This window comes from Candidatus Zixiibacteriota bacterium, from assembly GCA_035380245.1.
In the GTDB taxonomy this organism is placed as follows: domain Bacteria; phylum Zixibacteria; class MSB-5A5; order GN15; family FEB-12; genus DAOSXA01.
In genome coordinates, this window is sequence record DAOSXA010000003.1 from 94,029 (window position 1) to 112,317 (window position 18,289).

An 18,289-nucleotide genomic window follows, 5' to 3' on the forward strand; every position below is an offset into this window, starting at 1 on the left:
AGGTCAAGCTAATTCACCGGCCTTCTCTATTAGAGCACTCTCTTTTTCGAAGCGCCGTTTGTATTTGTTGGCAAAGAGATGAGCCAGGCGGAGCGGTTCCGGAAGACGGTAACCGCGCAGGTTACGAACGACGATATCGCGAGCCAGATTAAGATCGCAACGATAACCGGGTGAGATGAAAATCGGCTTGACTTTGTCCTTGGAACGATAAGCCAGTCCAACTTCACGATTACCGATGATAATCGGTTGACTGCCGCCCTTTATTTCAGGCACCGCTCGTACCCGCCCGGCCAGAAGTTTGCGGGCACAACCAATTGTCGGTTTGTCGAACGCCAGGCCGATATGTGAAGCCTGGCCGCAACCTCGGTCATGAGCAATACCGTGTCCATGGACGATGATCAGGTCGGGATCGTTCTGTAATTTGGCCAGCGCTTTGAGAATCACCGGGCCTTCACGGTAAAACAACAATCCCGGAAGATAGGGAAAGGTCATTTCGCCGTAATAATAATTGCGTTCGACTATCTCTATTTCAGGAAAACTGGTAACGACGACTGCGGCATAAAGCACTTCGCCGCCGTAACCGTAAGCAGTATCTACCGCTGCGATCAGGCGCGGTTCATCGTGGTCGGTTATGAATGTAAGTGATGAAGCCGCATCTGATTGAAGTCGCCGGGCTTCATCCTTGTCCTGAGGCCAGTCGAAAATACGCTTAAGTTCCAATGTTTGATCCGTATCCTAATATCGTCATTGGTTGCCGGTTGGTGGGAACGGTCTGTATACTGAGGCAACTCTTTCTCTGCATAGGCATGACCTTAGGTCGCTGCCTATGCCTATTCTCGGAAAAACCCCAAATAGGTTTAGTGCCGATGGTAATCAAGCAAAAAAAACCTATTGAGAGAGCTGATCTGCAAGACGCAATCGGAAACAACCATGGTGAGGGAAGGACGCTACTAATTTTTCAGCCTCTGATTGGTCGATCCAGGGGCGGTCCCGATCATCCGTGAGTTTCGGAATATGGAAATCGCAAGCTTCAGCCCCGCCGGTTGCTACGGCAAAAACATGTGAACCCCAGAGATTCTTCAATACTCGCAATACTACGTAAACCACGCCTTTGGTCCCTCGTTCGTCATGACCGATCAGCAGGTCTCCGGGCATGAGGTCATCACAGTCGATACTGTCGCAGTTAGCTCTCAGGCTGCTGTAATCGGTGTTTTCCATGCAACGGGCAAGAAAGGCATAAAATTCCTTTTCAGAAGGGGGACGAACCTCGCCGGGCTGGATGAATGCCCGCATGTGATTATCGTGCACCATCTTACCGGAAAGCCACTCGGCGTAGGAGAGATGGCCGTCGTGAGTCAGGCTGACTTCCAGATCGTTTTCCCGTTTCTGATAATGCAGCCACTCGCCCAGGATCCTGATCGGGATAGCACAATCGGTGAACCGCTTACCGACCCAGGGGAGGTGCACCGGACGAGAGACAGAATCAGCTTCCATATATTTCTGTCCCTTCCAATTGCCGACCGGTCGCCAGCGATGCCATAACGGGAAATTAGACATCCAGTTCTGGAACGGAGTCTGATCGGAGGAGTCCGGTTTGTTGTATCCCGAAGGCTCCTTGAATTCGGTCTCGAAAGTGAAAATGGAATCCTTGTTGGTGGTAAACGGATAATGAACCCGATACCACTTGACGATTTCAGGCAGATCCTGATCAACCACCTCGGCGGCAGTCAAAAGAGGAGGGAAAGCGATACATAAGACCGTAATCAAGATAGCAATACGAGTCATCCTTTAAGCTCCTGCCACAATTTATAAGCCCTTCTTACATGAGGAATAGTGATCGACCCGCCAACAACCAGGCCAACCGCCATTATCTCATCGAATTCTTCGTCCTTTATACCCATTTCGTGTGTCTGGATGACATGATAAGCGATACAATCGTCACAACGGAGAACCAGCGAAGCGACCATCCCGAGCATTTCCTTGGTGCGGGCATCGAGCGCTCCGTCCCGATAAACGGCTGCGTCCAGGCCAAAGAACCGCTTGATGTCAAGGTTGTTGCGGGAGAGAATCACTTCGTTGAGACGCTCTCTTTCTTCCTTGAACCTCTGCGCCGAATCGCTCATTATCATCTCCTCAGGTTTTTCGCCAATATAGGCGCATTGACCTCCTTGGGCAAATGTAAGATTTGGGTTTTGTCCGGGATATCCTGTCATCTCAAAATCGTTGACAGTTTCGCCGAAATGCGGCTTTTTGACAGGCATCGACTCATGTTCAACCAGGAGTAATCATGGACCCGCGCTTGGAACCGATTGCACAGATATATGTCGCCAACAACTCCCTGTTCGATAATGCCCGTAAGGGAATCCCCGACTGTGGTTTCAAGGAGCGTATCAACGACAAAGGGAATTCTTACCTCTGGGTGGCGGGGCATATTGTTTCCAGCCGTTACAGACTGGCCTGTCTGATCGGTCTATATGAAACCTGGGAACACGCCGAGTTATTCAAACGCGGCGCCGATGTTCATCCGCCCGAGTTGTATCCGTCAATGGATGAAATTATTGAGGCTATGACTGCTGTAACGAAAAACCTGACCGAAACGTTCGAAACGCTCACGGCTGAAAAACTCGACGAGGCGATACCCGATGGGTATCCGGTCATGCGTAACACCGTTTTGTTCGGAATCAGCTTCCTGGCGCTGCACGAATGCTATCATGTCGGACAACTGGCCTACATTCGTCGCTTGCACGGCCAGGATCGTCTGGTTGGCTAAGTATTAGAGAAAGGGGAGAAGTTATGGAAATGGAAAAAAAGATAAAAGAGTACTCACCCGATGACCATGTAACCGGATACTTCGCCGTGCGACGTAAAGCTGTCCGGGAGTATGCGCGGGGACGATTCGTTACGTTCGAGTTGGGTGATTCGAGCGGGCGGATCAACGCCGTTATGTGGGAGCCTGATAAAACCGCCCTCGAGGATGCCGAAGAGGGAATGGTGGTTAAGGCGCGCGGTACGGTTGGTGAATACCAGGGGCGGCCGCAGTTGTTGCTCGAGAAGATACGCTTGGCCAAGGATTCTGAATATCAACTCGATGACATCATGCCGCACTCGCCGAATCCGATCGAAGACCGGCGGGGACGGATTCGGGCGCTTGCCGACAAGATCGAAAACAGCTATATCAAGCAACTTACCGACCTGTTTTTTAACGATGAAGCCTGGTTCGAAAAATACCTTTTAGCCCCGGCCGGAAAACTCTGGCACCATGCTTATATCGGCGGCCTGGCCGATCACTCGGCTAATGTTACCCAGCTGGCGTTCGATGTCTCCGCGCACTATGACTGGCTCGATCGCGACCTGCTGCTTTTCGGCGGACTTTTTCACGACGCCGGTAAGATCGCCCAGTATTCTACCAAAACCGTGATTGACTATACTACCGAAGGCCGCCTGGTGGGGCATATCGTGCTTATCGACCAATGGATCTGCAAAAAAGCCGAGGAGATTGAGGCGATGCCGCCCGTGTTGCTGGCCAAACTGCGTCACATGATCCTTTCGCATCACGGCGAATTGGAGTTCGGGGCGGCGGCGCTGCCGCAAATTCCGGAAGCATTCGTGCTTTATTACTGTGATGAAATCGACAGCAAGATGGGAGCGATCGATCGTATTCGGACGCATCATCCGGAGGGAGGCTGGTCGGATTTCGTCAAGATGCTGAACCGTCATTTGTATTTCAAAGGATCCGAGAGTGACTGAAAGCGCCCGATGCGGCGAAGCAGCCCTGAAGGCCGAGGAATTGACGCGGGTCGTGCAAACCCCCGAGGGGGAAAAGACCATTGTCGATCATTTCAGCTATGAATTTCTCTCCGGTCGGGTCTACAGCATTATCGGTCCGTCCGGCGCGGGGAAAAGTTCGTTGTTGCGGCTTTTCAATCGACTCGATCCGATAACATCCGGTCGGGTGATTTTTGACGGTAAAGATACTCGCGAGACCGACCCGACTCAACTGCGTCGTTGTGTCGGTTATCTTTTTCAAGAGCCCTACATGTTCAAAGGAACCGTTGCGGACAACATCCGTTATGCCCAGCCGAATCTGAGCGATACGGAGGTTGTCTCGCTGGTCGAGGCTGTGCGGCTTCGCCCGGAGCAGGCAACCGCTTCGGTGGACAACCTTTCCGGCGGTGAAAAACAACGCGTGGCGATTGCGCGTCTTCTGGCTACTAATCCTTCGGTAGCGCTGCTTGATGAACCGACCTCATCGCTCGATCCCGGTCGCACCGAGGCGATTGAGAAAATGGTCCTGCACATTGTCGAAGAACGCGGTTTGACCGTAATTATGGTCAGTCATGATCTCCATCAGGCTCTTCGCATGGGCGGAGAGACGCTGTTGTTGGTCGCGGGGCGGCTTGAAGAACACGGCCCGGCGGAGCAGGTAGTTAACGCACCCCGCTCCGATCTGGGCAAGCGATATAAAGCCGGAGAGTTGGTATGAACGCCCCGTCGCTATACGATGTGGCCATTGCCGGGGTGCTGGTATTGCTGGCCATGGCGGCGGGCCGCTGGTATCGCCTGCCGGTATTGAAAGACATGGCTTTCGGCTCGGTGCGCGGTTTCGTGCAACTGGTCGCGGTCGGTTATGCCCTGCATTTTATCTTCGGACTCGAATCTCCCTGGCTGATTCACCTGGCCATTGTTATAATGATCGTGGTCGGGGCGCACGCCTCGGCGGGACGGATGAACCAGCTCGAGGGAGCGTTTATCGTAGCGCTGGTGTCGATGGCGGTAGGTTCGTTTCTAACGCTGGGACTGATGATGCTCCTTGGACTAATCAAATTCGAGGCGCGTTATATCATTCCTCTGGCCGGCATGATTATCGGCAATTCCATGAATGCCTCGTCCATCTCGGTCGAACGTCTCACCTCCGACCTGCGCAGCAATCGCCTCGCCATCGAGACCGCCCTGGCGCTCGGGAAAAGCTGGCGTGAAGCGGCGATGGATTTCCAGAAATCCGCCGCCCGGGCAGGAATGATCTCGATGTTGAACTTCATGAAGACAGTCGGCATCGTGGCCTTGCCGGGCGCCATGACCGGCATGATCCTCGCCGGCGCCGAGCCGCTTCAGGCTGTTTATTTGCAGTTGATCGTCGCCTACATGTTGCTGGCCTCGAACACGATTACCTCAATCGTGGCGGTGGAGTTGACCGTGCGTAAGTTTTTCACCCGTTATCACCAACTGCGGCAGAGTGTCTGATCTGCCATGAATCCGGCGATAGGCAAACGAATTGTCGTGATCGGTCATCCCGGATCGGGTAAATCCACCCTGGCCGGGCGCCTCGGGCCGATTCTTAAGCTGCCGGTGTTTCACCTCGATAAGCTGTTCTGGAAACCGGGCTGGGTTGAGTCCGACCGCGAGGCGTTTCGCCGTAAGATAACTGAGGTGATGGAAGGGGAGATCTGGATTATCGATGGCTCTTACACGTCGACGCTACCGCTGCGCCTTCAATATGCCGACACCGCCGTTCATCTTGACTTCTCGCGATTATTGTGCATGTGGCGTATCAACCGGCGCTGGATCACGAGCTACGGCCGAGTGCGACCGGATCTGGCGGATGACTGCCCTGAGCGTTTTGACTGGTCTTTTCAGCGCTGGTGCTGGCGTTACCGACGGCGCCAACGACCGCTGATTATGAGCGCGCTCAAGGACGCCCCACAGGTGAGAACAATTACCCTGACGTGCCCGGGTCAGGTCGAGGCCTGGCTGGCAAGTCTCTCGCCGGTGGCCCATCCGTCCAGGGGTTGTTGAAAAAACTCCATCGCGGCGGAGACAAGCCCCGCCGCTACGCGTTAAAGAGGCCTAACCTCGCGTAGCGGGTGACCTTATGTCGCCCGCATTACAGACGTGTTTTGCTGAACATCCGCGCGTACGGCTTTTTCAACACTCCCTCCACGGGTGGGAGATACTGAACTTGACGGTGCATACAAGGGAAGGTCCCTCCGAGACCTGCCGATGCACAATTCCGATGTAATGCCATAGTGAACATACTAGTACGACCAATTGGGTTCGTTTTGCGTTTTTTGATGTTTTAGCTATTCTTCCTCGTCCCTGAGCAACTCACATGCACGCCCATGCCGCTAACTAGGTACACGAGGTTGCGTTCTGTAGTGAATCGAAATAAGAAACGTATTTCGGAAGGGTTTCTGCGATCCGTATTACCCGGTCATAATTGCACTTGTGTTTTTTGCCGATTGGTGTAAATTAGGCGCTTACATAATCCGGCTTCGGCCGGATCAATCGTTTGTTACGGAGAGGTGTCCGAGCGGTCGAAGGAGCACGCCTGGAAAGTGTGTGTAGGCGATCCCTACCCAGGGTTCGAATCCCTGCCTCTCCGCTTTTTTATGCGCGGAATTATAGCGGGAGTATTAAGGGGTGGCCCACCCGTCCACGGGTGGGAATTGCAGCCGAATGTACAATCCGGACATAGGTAACTTTTTGTGCCCCACCCCTCGGGTGGGATTTGCGAAGCGCCGCAGCGAGGTTTCGCTGTCATACCGCCTTGCACTACGGCACAATTGTCGTATATTACATCCATTATGAAATCTTGTAGAACGAGCGGGAGTTTTCTTCTGGAAACCCTGGGCAAGCCCAGGGCCACCCGGCCAATAGGTACACAGTCGTCAATGGATTTGTCCTGCAGAACCAAGATTGGGGGAACTTGCTGTTTGGCCACTATGGCTCCGTGGCGGGTTACGGCGAAAAGACTTTGCGGCTAGGGGCTGGCTTGAATCAGATCTGGAGAGGGAATTCCAGTTGGTCTTTTTGGGACTCTTTCTTTGATGACCCAAGAGATCAGATTTGTATCTTCACGGGAACTGTATGGGTGCCAAATTGAAGCGAACACTACTTAGCGCTGGTTGGTTCTTAAGTGCTGTTTTGATGGTTGTGCTATTGCGACCCTGCTGCCACTATCCCCGCATAACGATAGCATCGGCCTTTGACGAGCACAGCCATGTTGTTGCCTGGCTCCAGGACTCAAATGCGACCCTACCTGGAGTCATTGAAATCGCTTATGTGAAGTCGGGGGACGAAAACTGTGGCCTGCATACCTTCCTGCGTGTGGTGAACAGGGGATCAAAGGTTGCACTATGGTTGTTGGAAGGTGGTATCACCTTTGCTAAGGTCTATTACCCCGACTATTATGCCAACTATCGCTCTGACTACTACCCCAACTACTGGGGTCGTTCTGCGGATTTCTTCATCGTGGACAAGGGCGACGAGGTCAAGCCATTCGAAGCCTGGGAGCCAAGTTCTCTCCCCAACCCGTATACAGACACCCTAAGCCAACAGAGTTCATCGCTGTACACGGCCATTTTGGTGCAATATGATGATCGGGACGATGTGCGACGTCTCTCTTTTGGATCGATGGACAACCCGCTCTTGCGTGAGATCGTTTTCATAGGTGTCAGTGACTTAGAGTGGTCATTCGCTTCTGATACGGTCCTGCATGTGAACGCGAAGTTCCTTAGTGGCGCAGAAATCTCTGACGGCAGATTCACTTTGCCGGGAGACCCCAGTCCCCCAGCTCTCCTGATGTTTGAAACAAATGACCAGACCATTACCATTTGGTAGCTTAATTGGATGAAACACAGATATCAACTGATGCTCGCAGCTATGACGCTGCTTGCTGTCGTGTTCAGCGCTGACTTGGGTGCAACCTCACCGAAAGAGTTGCTTGCCAGCGGTGAGCAGCTTGAAGAGCAGGGAGAACTGGACAGCGCGATGGTCATGTATTCTCTCGCCATCGACGCCGACTCGTCGTCGTTTGAACCGTATCTGATGAAAGGTCAGGTGTTGTGTAAACTTGCCCGACCTGAAGACGCCGTGACATGTTTCAACGCTGTCCTCGCAATGGACTCCACATATGCGGACGCGTACTTCTATCGAGGCTGCAGTTGGCTGGTTGGCAGTGGTACTCGCGCGTCCTCGCCATCGAATGCAGCGGCTGACTTCAGCTCTGCGCTGAAGTATGGGTTCGATAATCCTCGGATTTACTACCACTTGGCGTATGCAAGAGAGCGACTCGGTGATACACTTGCGGCTATCGAGGATTACAAGACATACCTGTTGAAGACCTACGATACTGAAACAAGAACGGCCGAGAGGGCGCGGGGCAGAATCTCGGAGCTAGAGGCAGGGCTGCGCGAGAGTAAGTGAGTTTCGAGTAACTACACCGCCCGTTTGGCTCACCCGACTTTCTAACGATTTTCTAACGGCGTGACGCTCTGAAACGTGCTGAAACTCACTTAGACTAACCGAAACTCATCGAAAGTGATCTTGTGTTTCTCGTTGCCCGGCAGATAGTTGGCTGTCCTTCAACGACTTGTGTCGCGAAGTGGGCTGAGAATCCCTGCCTCTCCGCTTTTTTTATGCCTACGATTATTGGGTGGCCTGTCCTCAGATAGTCTCCGTCTTGTAACTTGCTGCCAAAACCGGATGTCGTATATTCTGTCCAGTAGAAAGCCGCGCATGCCGAACGTGACAAAACTCTGGAGAAACAACCTCATGCCGACAACTCCACACGTCGAAGAACATTTCACGGCATCGGATACCATTCGCGATATTGTCATAGGTATGTCCGACGGTCTAACCGTCCCGTTCGCACTTGCAGCCGGACTGTCAAGCGCCGCAGCCTCGACTCAGATTGTGGTCACGGCCGGATTAGCCGAAATCGCCGCCGGTTCGATCGCCATGGGACTCGGCGGTTATCTCGCCGCACGCACCGACGCCGAGCATTACAAGTCGGAGCGAAAGCGGGAGTTCACCGAGGTTGAGGTTGTCCCCGAGGTGGAAGTCGAGGAAGTCCGCGATGTGTTTCGCGGGTATGGCGTCGAGGAAGAAAAACTGGAACCGGTGGTAAAGGCCATCTGCGCCGAGCCGACCCGTTGGGTGGATTTCATGATGCGGTTCGAGCTCGGCCTCGAGCCCCCCGATCCCGGCCGAGCGCTCCACAGCGCGCTCACGATTGCGCTCAGCTATATCGTAGGAGGATTGATCCCCCTGGCTTCCTACATGCTCATAAACGACTCGCAAATAGCCCTGTTCACATCGGTTGCAACCACACTTCTGGCGCTCGCCGTCTTTGGCTACATAAAAGGTCATTTCACCGGCTTGCGGCCGCTTAAGGGCGCTCTCCAGACCACGTTGATTGGAGGCCTGGCCGCCGCGGTCGCCTTCGCGATTGCCCGCCTGATCAGTTGAACGCGATCAGACGGTCTGGTTAATGATTGCAGAACATGCCGTGTGGAAATTATTATGTGAAGACATAAGGACGAATAATCCGGTCTATTCAACTCATGCCTATAACGGAGGCAACCATGAAACGTTTGCTGATCATAGCCGCCGCTTTCATTCTTCTGAACCTGCCGCTGTCGCTACACGCCGATGACGATGAAGCTGTTTTTTCGGATTCCCGGCAAACCCGTTTCGATTCCAGCCCGGCTCTCGACAGTTTGATAAGAGGTTACGGCGACCGGATATCTCCCGACAGCATCCGGTCCTATATCGAACAATTGGTTGCCTTCAAAACTCGCTTCATGCTGGTGGATAACCGGCGGGAGATTGCTTTCTGGATCGGGGAGAAATTCCGCTCGTTCGGTTATGACGGTATCGTGATTGATTCTTTCCGTAACACTATTGAATTTCCCCGGAAAAGCAGAGAACAGCAGACATCGTGGCAGTACAACGTCTCGGCCGGTCTGACCGGGACCGATAAACCATCCGAGGTGTATGTCCTCGGAGCGCATTATGACTGTTTCATCATGGGACCGGACACTGATCCTTACGTATATGCTCCCGGCGCCGGTAACAACGCTTCCGGTGTGGCGGTATGTCTGGAGCTTGCTCGCATACTTAAACAGAATCGCTTCGCACCGGCATCGACGATTGATTTCGTTGCTTTTGGCTCCGAAGAATTCATGACGATGTTTCTCGACGGCAACAGCGGGTCGGTGAACTACATCGAAAAGCAGAAACAAGCCGGTCGGACGATCAAGGCGATGCTCGACAACAATCAGGTTAGTTACGTCCCTGATACCGCCCGCTGGAAACTCGACTTCCAACACTATCCCGGAGCCGACAGTTTAACCGACCTGGCTCATTACATTTGCGAGAACTACACCCGAATCGTCCCGGTCGACACCAACGATCACATTATGTACTCCGATGCCCGCTATTTCCACGAGGCCGGTGTCCCGGCGATATTTTTCGAGGAGTTCTACTTCAATCCGAACAACTTCACGAAACAGGACATCCCCGAAAACTGCAACGTGGCTTATTGTGCCGAGGTTGCCCGGATATCGTGCGGTATGCTGGTTTATCTTAATCAATGAGTTAGCAATGTTATATGGGGGAGTGTTGAAAAACCTCTTCTGCGGCGGAGAATAGCCCCGCTGCTACGCGTTTTGGAGTCCTAATCTCGCGTAGCGGACGGCCTTGTGTCGCCCGCATTACAGGTATGTCTTACCAAATGTTCGGATGTATGACTTTTTCAACAGTCCCACGGGGGGACACCCGTCACCTGGTAAGAGGTCTGAACACCCCCGAACCTGATGCCGTGTATTGTATTAGTTGACTTATTAAGCCATAATGATATATTGAAATAAATTACTTCATTGTCTAACCTCTAAGTTGCGGAGGGAATAGTGCGCATCTTGATGGTTCTTCTGGTAGGAATGGTCGTGAGTGTGTCTGCGTTTGCCGCCACGATCAACATCCCTGACGACGCTGTCAGTATCCAATACGGGGTCTTAATGTCGTCGAACGGGGACACGATTCTCGTAGCACCCGGTACTTATAATGAGAATATCGATTTTAAGTCCAAAGATATTGTCATTACCAGTTCGGATGGTGCTGAAGTAACGACTATTTCCGGCTCTGTTAAGATCACTCAGGGTGAAAGCGAAGAAGCTGTCCTTAACGGCTTTACCGTGCTTACCGGACCGATCACCATCCAGAACGGATCAGCACCGGTTATCAGTAACTGTATCATTCGGGATATGTCGGTGATTGCGATCCAGTGTGATAACTCAAGTCCGATTATCAAGTACAATCTCTTCCATGACAATGGGAATATCAGTTGCATCGGCATCAATTCGGGCACCGCTACCATTGTCAACAATACCTTTGACAATAACAACCGCGGCTTTTATTCCATCAGCGGCAAAGGCACTATCAGGAACAATATCGTTACCAACTCCAGTGAGTACGGTATCCACGGTCCTTTCACGGTACTGGAGTACAACGATGTCTGGAATAACGATCCCAATTATCAAAACTGCAATTCGGGATCGCATGACATCTCCCTGGACCCACTGTATGAAGACGTCACTATTCATGATTATAGTCTGCAAGCCGGATCCCCCTGCATAGATGCCGGTAATCCTGATGCGGTCTACAACGATCCGGACGGATCGAGAAACGATATCGGGGCATACTGGTATTTCAATTTTCTTATGCCGGCGCCGTACCCGTTTACGATCCTCGATGAAGACACGGCGCACGTGGCCAACAACGTTCCTACCTTTACCTGGAGGTACTACGATACGATTCCGGGACAGGTGGCTTATGAAATCGAAGTCGGAACGGACAACGACTGGACATCTGCCGAGATGTGGGGCTCCGGCCTGATGTTGTCTTCCGACACTTTTGCGGTTTACGCGGGTCTTCCGCTCGAAGATGCCGTTAAGTATTATGCTCGTGGACGTCTCGCCAACGAGTTGTCCTGGGGTGACTGGATCGAGCTTTCTTTCTACATGAACGATGAGCCCACTACTCCGCAACCCTTGTCTCCTGAAGATAACCAGGGGGTTGCTTATGACAGTTATATATCTCTCACTTTGGCCAACTCGACCGATACTGAAGAAGATTCGCTTTCCTATGATTTTGAAATATACGAGGATGCCGGTCTTAGCATCCTTTTCGATACGCAATACGATATCCCGGAACAAGCGGACAGTACGGTCAGTGGAGCGTTTTTCGGATTTATCAACGGCATGGAATATTATTGGCGGTGTCGGGCTTTCGATGGGTACGAGTATTCGGACTGGTCGGAAACGAGATCGTTCATTGCCCATCCGGAAGCGCACGTAATGTCTTTTTCTCCATCATCGAACGAACTTGCGGTTGATGTGGCCACGAATGTGGCAGCCGTGTTCGATATCCCTATGGCGGCAGGTTCATTCGTTGATTCTACAGTCGTGGTGCGATCAGCCTTTAGAGGGCTGCATACCGGTAGTATATCGTATGATCCGGGATCGTACACGGTGACTCTCGATCCTGATGTCGATTTCGCCCCGGGAGAGAAAATTACCGTAGCATTGACTAAAGCGATTTTATCAGAAGAGGATGTTCCTCTCAGAAACAGCCGGGTCTGGTCGTTCCGAACGGCGACGGCCTTGGCCGGGGCACGTTTTGCGGATCACACTACCTATGCCACTTATGCCGAACCTTTCTCAGTAAGAGTCGGTTATTTCAACGCCGATGCCTATATCGACCTGGCCGTTGCCAACCGCAGCGCAGGCTCGATTTCAGTGTTCACCGGTAACGGCGATGGTACCTTTAACAGCGTCGGAGCGTATCCGGTCGGTACCACCCCTTACTCTCTTGCTATTGGCGATTTGAACCATGATGGAACCCTCGATCTGGTTACCGCTAACTTCGGTTCGGACGATATCTCGGTTCTCATGGGCAACGGCAATGCCACGTTCCTGCCGCCCGTCAATTACAACGTAGGAGATGCCCCGCGTTCGGTAACGGTGTTTGACGCCAACGGCGACGGCTATTTGGATATCGCCACCGCCAACTATGGCTCGAATAATATCTCGTTTCTCAGAAACTTGAAAAATGGATTTTTCGCCGACCCGATTTCTTTGCCCGTCGGATCCGATCCGTATGCAATACGATCGGGTGATCTGAATAGCGACGGCTATCTGGATTTAGTTTGTGTCAATTTCGGCTCCGACTATTTGTCCGTGCTCATCAACAACAGCACCGGTTCGTTCGGCGAACATACGATGTATAGCTGTGGAACCAGTCCCCTTGATCTTGTCGTCTCGGATATAAATGCCGATGGTGAGCTGGATGTCGTGACCGCCAACAGCGACAATACCATTTCCGTACTGATAGGTAACGGAAACGGCTCTTTGAAGACCGCCGTGGCATATTCGACCGGCAGTGGCCCACGCTCGATTGCCGATGTCGATCTGGACGGCGACGGTGACCTTGATCTGGCTGTAGTCAATTATAACAGCGACACCGTTCAGGTTCTCCTGAACGTGAACAACGGTTCATTCGTAACCGGTAGTAAGGCGGCCGTGGGGGATGCCCCGGTGTCTTTGTGTGCTGCCGATATGGACGGTGACGGTGATATCGATCTGGCTGCCGCCAATCTGGGCGCCAATACCGTTTCGGTTCTCCTGAACGTCAATGATATCTGTGTGGATCGTGACGGTGACGGCTACGGCGATCCCGGTCATGCCGAGAACGTATGCCCCGACGACAACTGCCCCGATATTCCTAACGAGCTGCAGACGGATAGCGACGGCGACGGTGTCGGTGATGCCTGTGACGACTGTGTGGATGTCGCCGATCCTGAGCAGGAAGATACCGATGGTGACGGTGTCGGCGATGTCTGCGATATTTGTCCCGGTTTTGACGACAATCTCGATTCCGACAACGATGGTGTGCCGAACGGCTGTGATAATTGTCCCTTCATGGCAAATACCGATCAAGCCGATGATGATTTTGACGGTGTTGGTAATGTCTGCGATAACTGTCGTGCGGTCGCCAATCCCGGTCAGGAGGATGGTGACGTTGACTATATCGGAGATGTCTGCGATAACTGTTTAGGCGTTCCTAATCCGGGCCAGTCGGATGCCGATGCCGATGGTGTCGGCGATGCCTGTGATCTTTGCGAAGGCTACGATGACGGCCAGGACGCCGACGGTGACGGCATGCCGGATTCCTGCGATATCTGTTCCGGCTTCAGCGACTGGGATGATGTCGATACGGACGGTTTGCCTGATAGCTGCGATAACTGCCCGACGGTAGCCAATGTTGAACAGGTAGATACGGATCGTGACGGTATCGGTGATTTCTGTGATAACTGTCCTTCCGATTACAACCCGGCCCAGGTCGATACCGACAATGATGGAATCGGAGACGTTTGTGACCCGTGCCGCGAGGATCCGGATAACGACGCCGATGAAGACGGCCATTGCGCCAATGTTGACAACTGCCCTGACATGGCCAACGCCGACCAGGCGGACGAAGATGGAGACGGTGTCGGCGACCTCTGTGATATTTGTCCCTCCAATTACGATCCTGAGCAGGCCGATGTCGATCAGGATGGAATCGGTGACTCCTGTGACAACTGCCCCGAGGATTATAACCTGACGCAAACCGATTCGGACGGCGACGGTATCGGCGATGCGTGTGACCCCTGCATCTATGATCCCGATAATGATATCGACCAGGACGGCTATTGCGGTGAACTGGATAACTGTCCTGAGATATATAATCCGGATCAGGCGGATGCCGATGGTGACGGTATCGGTGATGTCTGCGATTACCCCGCTTGTGACTCGCTGATCGTACCGACCAGTGTGGTGGAACCCTACAGCGATGAATGTGTTAGCCAGACGGTTTCGATTAAAGCCTGCCAGGCACTCAAGGGAGCCAGCATTCCGTTGGCCATCCCCGGTGAAATCGAGGTCTGTTCCTTGTCCACGGCAGGACTTATAACGGAGGATTGGGATTATGTATTCCCGGAGATATTCTCCAACTATCTGACCGTTTCGCTTGCCAACTCCTTTGGCGAGCAGATCCCCGAAGGGGAGACGCCGGTTTTCGATATCTACTTCAAAGCTACCCCGGATTGTCGCGATGCTTATGTCGTGCGCTGGGATACGACCATGTCGGCTCATGAGTCGCACAAACTGTCGTTTGTCGACACGGACTACCGTCTGGTGCTGCCGGGATTCGATTATGACCGTGATGTTACTCAAATTGCCGGTTATGAACCGGCAGACTTTACCGGTGACGGTTCGGCTGATATATCGGATCTGGTCTACCTGGTGAATTACTTGTTCCTGGGTGGCCCGGAGCCGTATCTGCTCGATGTGGGTGATGTCAATGGCGACTGCGGCGGTCCCGACATTGCCGACCTGGTGTTGTTCGTTGACTGGGTTTTCGCGCAGGGGACACCGCAGCTTGAATGTGGATGCGTAAATGGCGGACCGCTTGCCAAACCGGTCGTACGAGACGACATCGTTTTGTTCACCGAGATTGAGGCGGGTGTCACTACGGTCTATCTGGAAACGCCTGTTGAACTTCGTGGTGTTCAACTGACGATCCTCGACGCCGGTCAAAGCGAACCGGAGAAGCTGGTGAACGAGAAACTGGAAATGGTCTATGGAGCACAAGCCGATACGTTGAAGGTTGGCATTCTCGATCTGGATGGGCGCACGACCATTGCTTCCGGCAGAACGGCTCTGATACGCATTCCGGCATCGATCTCGGTTGAGACGGCTCTGGTGGCCGATGGACAATACCAGGCGTTCGCAGCCTCGATCTCCGGTGCCACGACTGTATCTCAAACACCGAATGACTTCAACCTCGATCAGAACCGACCGAATCCGTTCAATCCGAGCACTGAGATCAGCTTCAGTCTGGCTTATTCATGCCGTGCTACATTGACGGTTTATAATATCGCCGGTCAGCGGGTTGCCGTGCTGGCGGATGGAGTGTTATCGGCCGGACAACATACGTACCTGTTTGACGGGTCGAATCTCGGTTCCGGTGTCTATCTCTATCGTCTCGAGACCGATGGATATATCGAAGCTCGCAAGATGCTGCTGATGAAATAGCGAGTCATTGAATACGATTCTTGTTTTATACCGGGCGACTCCCTATCGAGCCGCCCGGTATTTTTTCTGAGAACTTAATCGAGATAATAATATCGGCCCCGCCGGGAAGCGAGGCCGATAATAGCAGAGAGGTACGCTGCTATTGTAGAATGGAGATACGTCCGCCTTTTAACGGCGGTTGCTCACTGCCGGGCGTGGTACCCGGGCTTGTACGTGTGGGTTGCGCTTACTCAGATCGACCTAATCTAATAAAATCGTTGGGCTTGCCAATAGGGGATGCCCCGCGTTTTGAAGGAGCAAATTCCCTTGTAATAAGAACAGCATTTTGTAAGGCCGGCTCGGGCAAGAGAGCCGGCCTTTTGTGGGAGAGGTAGGTCTCTGTCAACTCTGGCTAAGGTTCGGATCAGCGCCCTTGAAACCGCCCGTGGTGTGCTTCAAGGCGGTTTCTTGGATTAAAAGGGAGGAGACCTTGACCTTGAAAGCAGGGTTGGAGACCAAGTGGGTTCAAACTCTCCGCAGTATCCCCCAGAGGATCATGAGGGGCCGCACTTCCTGTTTATTTTATTATCCCGTTTCTTATTTGGTTATTCCACTATTCGTTACTGCAACCTAAAGGATCTCCTTGTTGGAACATATAACTGACCAGGCGAACCAGATCACTGATGTCCGGTCCGGCATACGAGCAATTGATATCAGCCGATAACATAATCTCTGGTGAATTTCCCTGCTGGAACATATAAGAAACCAGGAAAACCAGATCGCTAATATCTATGGCGCGGTTGATAACTACATCACCACGCCAGAAATAGGTCACGGTGTTTGTCGATGTTGACCAGGTTGTGAATCCGAGACGGTTCCTTGCCAGGACTTTCCAATATACCGACACCCCCAGAGGGACCGAATTTTCGGGAACGGTCAGTGAGGTGTTTTCCCTGATGGAATCGAGGTAGAATTCTTCGCCTGGATTAGTGGCTGCGTTATCCCATAGGTAGACCAGATACCAGGTGGTATCATCAGGAATGACGGAGGGCGCAGTTTGCCAGGTAAAGGTCGCTTCCGTTTTATCCACCAGATCAACTAGATCCCCATTGTCCGGAGATGACAGATCAAATGAACCGGGATCGCCGCCAATGGCGAACTCAAAAGAGTCGGGATACGGCGTAGATTCACGCGTAAGACCATATACATCCCCCGTAGCCAGAACTCGCCAGAAATACCGACCATTGGTCAAATCATCGACATTGATGCTGAGGCTTGTCCCGGTATATCCCGTGGTTGATACCGTACTACCCGCAGCGAAGTCAGAATTCGTGCTGTAATCGATGTCATACAGGATATTTTCACTGGGGTAGATAGAACTGGAACTCTCCCATTGCAGTTGGATGGTTGATCCCGGTATTCCGATCACCTCGGCGTCACCGACCGGACTTAGCAGGGCAAATGGAGCCGGTTGTGACGGTTCACTCAGAAAAAAGCTCGCACCAAAGGGGGTAGACTCCCTTTCAAATCCATAAAGGTTGCCGTAAGCAGTTACTCGCCACCAATAAGTAGTCTCGTTGGTGAGAGTGTCGATGGCTACCCAGCAAGTAGTATCACTTACGGCCAGATAAGTCAATGTAGACCCGGTGGGGAAGCTCTCATCCGCGCTGATCTCGAATCTGTATTTTACCACCTCTCCCGGGTAGATGGAGCTCGATGGCTCCCAGAAGAACTGAATCGCGGAATCTGGAAAACCGAGAATGGTCTCGTTAATTGGCCATATCAGATCAAACTCATCCGGCGGGAAATCTACAATTACCACAGCGCCTTCAGCCGTGGACTCTATCGGATCATTACTGATGTCGGTCATGACATGTTGAAGGATAGGCAGTTCCGATATCCCCGTGTTTAAAGCAACCAACTGCACTTGAGCTACTACTCCCGGTCCATCGACAACGGCGCTGGGCCCGAAGAGAAGACCTTCGAGTCTTAGGATCGTAGTTGCAAGGGTTGAATCATAATAGATGTAAGAGTTGAAAACACGGGTGAAACCAGAGGTATCGAAAAGCGGCCCCAGGGTCGTAGATACGGTATCAAACATGAGAGTGTCAAACGCGATCCTTGCCTGAAAGAGACGAATTCCCTGTGTATTTTCATCGACCCGTAAATCCAGGTCGATCACACTGCCCACGCCCGTTGTGACAAAAGTGCTCTCGGGCTCGAGTGAAAGGGTCGCTGCTTCGATTGCGCCGGCAGAACACATATACAGCGCAAACAAGACAGAAGCCAACAGTAATCGTGGCAGTTTTGCGGTTCTCATCGATCCTCCTAAGTTGACGTCGTCCAGCGATGGTTGAGGGAGGGACCCCGTAGGGTCCCGTCCCCTCAACTGTCTCGCG

At 52.6% G+C, this 18,289-nt stretch carries 14 protein-coding genes and 1 tRNA gene; 11 read left to right on the plus strand and 4 right to left on the minus strand.

Going from position 1 to position 18,289, the window contains the following annotated elements:
* Positions 1–3: 3 nt before the first annotated feature.
* The 3 genes from PLF13_10810 to PLF13_10820 form a co-directional block, all read right to left on the minus strand.
* Positions 4–720 carry an endonuclease V gene (locus tag PLF13_10810; protein ID HOP07768.1) on the minus strand — a complete coding sequence of 239 codons (717 nt, stop codon included), beginning with the start codon at positions 718–720 and terminating at the stop codon, positions 4–6.
* Between the two features lie 168 nt (positions 721–888).
* Positions 889–1,785 (minus strand): DUF4846 domain-containing protein, encoded by an 897-nt coding sequence (locus PLF13_10815; protein ID HOP07769.1) that lies wholly within the window; start codon positions 1,783–1,785, stop codon positions 889–891.
* Entirely contained in the window at positions 1,782–2,123 is a 342-nt protein-coding gene (locus tag PLF13_10820) for a carboxymuconolactone decarboxylase family protein (protein HOP07770.1), read from the minus strand. The genes PLF13_10815 and PLF13_10820 overlap by 4 nt, the downstream gene beginning before the upstream one ends.
* Positions 2,124–2,287: 164 nt before the next feature.
* On the opposite strand from PLF13_10820, the gene PLF13_10825 reads away from it, so the two are divergent.
* The 11 genes from PLF13_10825 (at position 2,288) to PLF13_10875 (ending at position 15,911) form a co-directional block, all read left to right on the plus strand.
* A complete protein-coding gene (locus PLF13_10825; GenBank protein ID HOP07771.1) occupies positions 2,288–2,770 on the plus strand; it encodes a DinB family protein in 483 nt (160 codons plus the stop codon).
* Positions 2,771–2,799: 29 nt separating this feature from the next.
* Complete coding sequence (locus PLF13_10830; protein ID HOP07772.1) at positions 2,800–3,747, plus strand: OB-fold nucleic acid binding domain-containing protein; 948 nt, start codon at positions 2,800–2,802, stop codon at positions 3,745–3,747.
* Positions 3,740–4,483: an ATP-binding cassette domain-containing protein gene (locus tag PLF13_10835; GenBank protein ID HOP07773.1), complete on the plus strand. Its 744-nt coding sequence runs from the start codon at positions 3,740–3,742 to the stop codon at positions 4,481–4,483. The genes PLF13_10830 and PLF13_10835 overlap by 8 nt, the downstream gene beginning before the upstream one ends.
* Positions 4,480–5,241, plus strand: coding sequence for an iron export ABC transporter permease subunit FetB (gene fetB / locus PLF13_10840; protein HOP07774.1), 762 nt, complete (start codon positions 4,480–4,482; stop codon positions 5,239–5,241). The genes PLF13_10835 and fetB overlap by 4 nt, the downstream gene beginning before the upstream one ends.
* Before the next feature lie 6 nt (positions 5,242–5,247).
* Complete coding sequence (locus tag PLF13_10845) at positions 5,248–5,793, plus strand: hypothetical protein (protein HOP07775.1); 546 nt, start codon at positions 5,248–5,250, stop codon at positions 5,791–5,793.
* A gap of 500 nt (positions 5,794–6,293) precedes the next feature.
* Positions 6,294–6,379, plus strand: a tRNA-Ser gene (locus PLF13_10850).
* A 485-nt stretch (positions 6,380–6,864) separates the two neighbouring features.
* Positions 6,865–7,617 carry a hypothetical protein gene (locus tag PLF13_10855; GenBank protein HOP07776.1) on the plus strand — a complete coding sequence of 251 codons (753 nt, stop codon included), beginning with the start codon at positions 6,865–6,867 and terminating at the stop codon, positions 7,615–7,617.
* 9 nt (positions 7,618–7,626) lie between these two features.
* Complete coding sequence (locus PLF13_10860; GenBank protein ID HOP07777.1) at positions 7,627–8,202, plus strand: tetratricopeptide repeat protein; 576 nt, start codon at positions 7,627–7,629, stop codon at positions 8,200–8,202.
* Positions 8,203–8,550: 348 nt separating this feature from the next.
* Positions 8,551–9,246, plus strand: coding sequence for a VIT1/CCC1 transporter family protein (locus PLF13_10865; GenBank protein HOP07778.1), 696 nt, complete (start codon positions 8,551–8,553; stop codon positions 9,244–9,246).
* A gap of 116 nt (positions 9,247–9,362) precedes the next feature.
* Positions 9,363–10,376 carry a M20/M25/M40 family metallo-hydrolase gene (locus PLF13_10870; GenBank protein HOP07779.1) on the plus strand — a complete coding sequence of 338 codons (1,014 nt, stop codon included), beginning with the start codon at positions 9,363–9,365 and terminating at the stop codon, positions 10,374–10,376.
* Between the two features lie 312 nt (positions 10,377–10,688).
* On the plus strand, positions 10,689–15,911 hold the full coding sequence (locus PLF13_10875; GenBank protein ID HOP07780.1) for an FG-GAP-like repeat-containing protein: 5,223 nt from the start codon (positions 10,689–10,691) through the stop codon (positions 15,909–15,911).
* A 592-nt stretch (positions 15,912–16,503) separates the two neighbouring features.
* Here PLF13_10875 and PLF13_10880 read toward each other — a convergent pair.
* On the minus strand, positions 16,504–18,210 hold the full coding sequence (locus PLF13_10880) for a hypothetical protein (protein ID HOP07781.1): 1,707 nt from the start codon (positions 18,208–18,210) through the stop codon (positions 16,504–16,506).
* Between the last annotated feature and the right edge of the window lie 79 nt (positions 18,211–18,289).

Excerpts from the sequence above, each read along its gene's own strand:
- PLF13_10870 (HOP07779.1), top strand. The coding sequence starts at position 9,363 with ATGAAACGTTTGCTGATCATAGCCGCCGCTTTCATTCTTCTGAACCTG.
- PLF13_10855 (HOP07776.1), top strand. The coding sequence starts at position 6,865 with ATGGGTGCCAAATTGAAGCGAACACTACTTAGCGCTGGTTGGTTCTTA.
- PLF13_10820 (HOP07770.1), bottom strand. The coding sequence starts at position 2,123 with ATGAGCGATTCGGCGCAGAGGTTCAAGGAAGAAAGAGAGCGTCTCAAC.
- PLF13_10830 (HOP07772.1), top strand. The coding sequence starts at position 2,800 with ATGGAAAAAAAGATAAAAGAGTACTCACCCGATGACCATGTAACCGGA.
- fetB (HOP07774.1), top strand. The coding sequence starts at position 4,480 with ATGAACGCCCCGTCGCTATACGATGTGGCCATTGCCGGGGTGCTGGTA.
- PLF13_10825 (HOP07771.1), top strand. The coding sequence starts at position 2,288 with ATGGACCCGCGCTTGGAACCGATTGCACAGATATATGTCGCCAACAAC.
- PLF13_10865 (HOP07778.1), top strand. The coding sequence starts at position 8,551 with ATGCCGACAACTCCACACGTCGAAGAACATTTCACGGCATCGGATACC.
- PLF13_10860 (HOP07777.1), top strand. The coding sequence starts at position 7,627 with ATGAAACACAGATATCAACTGATGCTCGCAGCTATGACGCTGCTTGCT.
- PLF13_10845 (HOP07775.1), top strand. The coding sequence starts at position 5,248 with ATGAATCCGGCGATAGGCAAACGAATTGTCGTGATCGGTCATCCCGGA.
- PLF13_10880 (HOP07781.1), bottom strand. The coding sequence starts at position 18,210 with ATGAGAACCGCAAAACTGCCACGATTACTGTTGGCTTCTGTCTTGTTT.
- PLF13_10815 (HOP07769.1), bottom strand. The coding sequence starts at position 1,785 with ATGACTCGTATTGCTATCTTGATTACGGTCTTATGTATCGCTTTCCCT.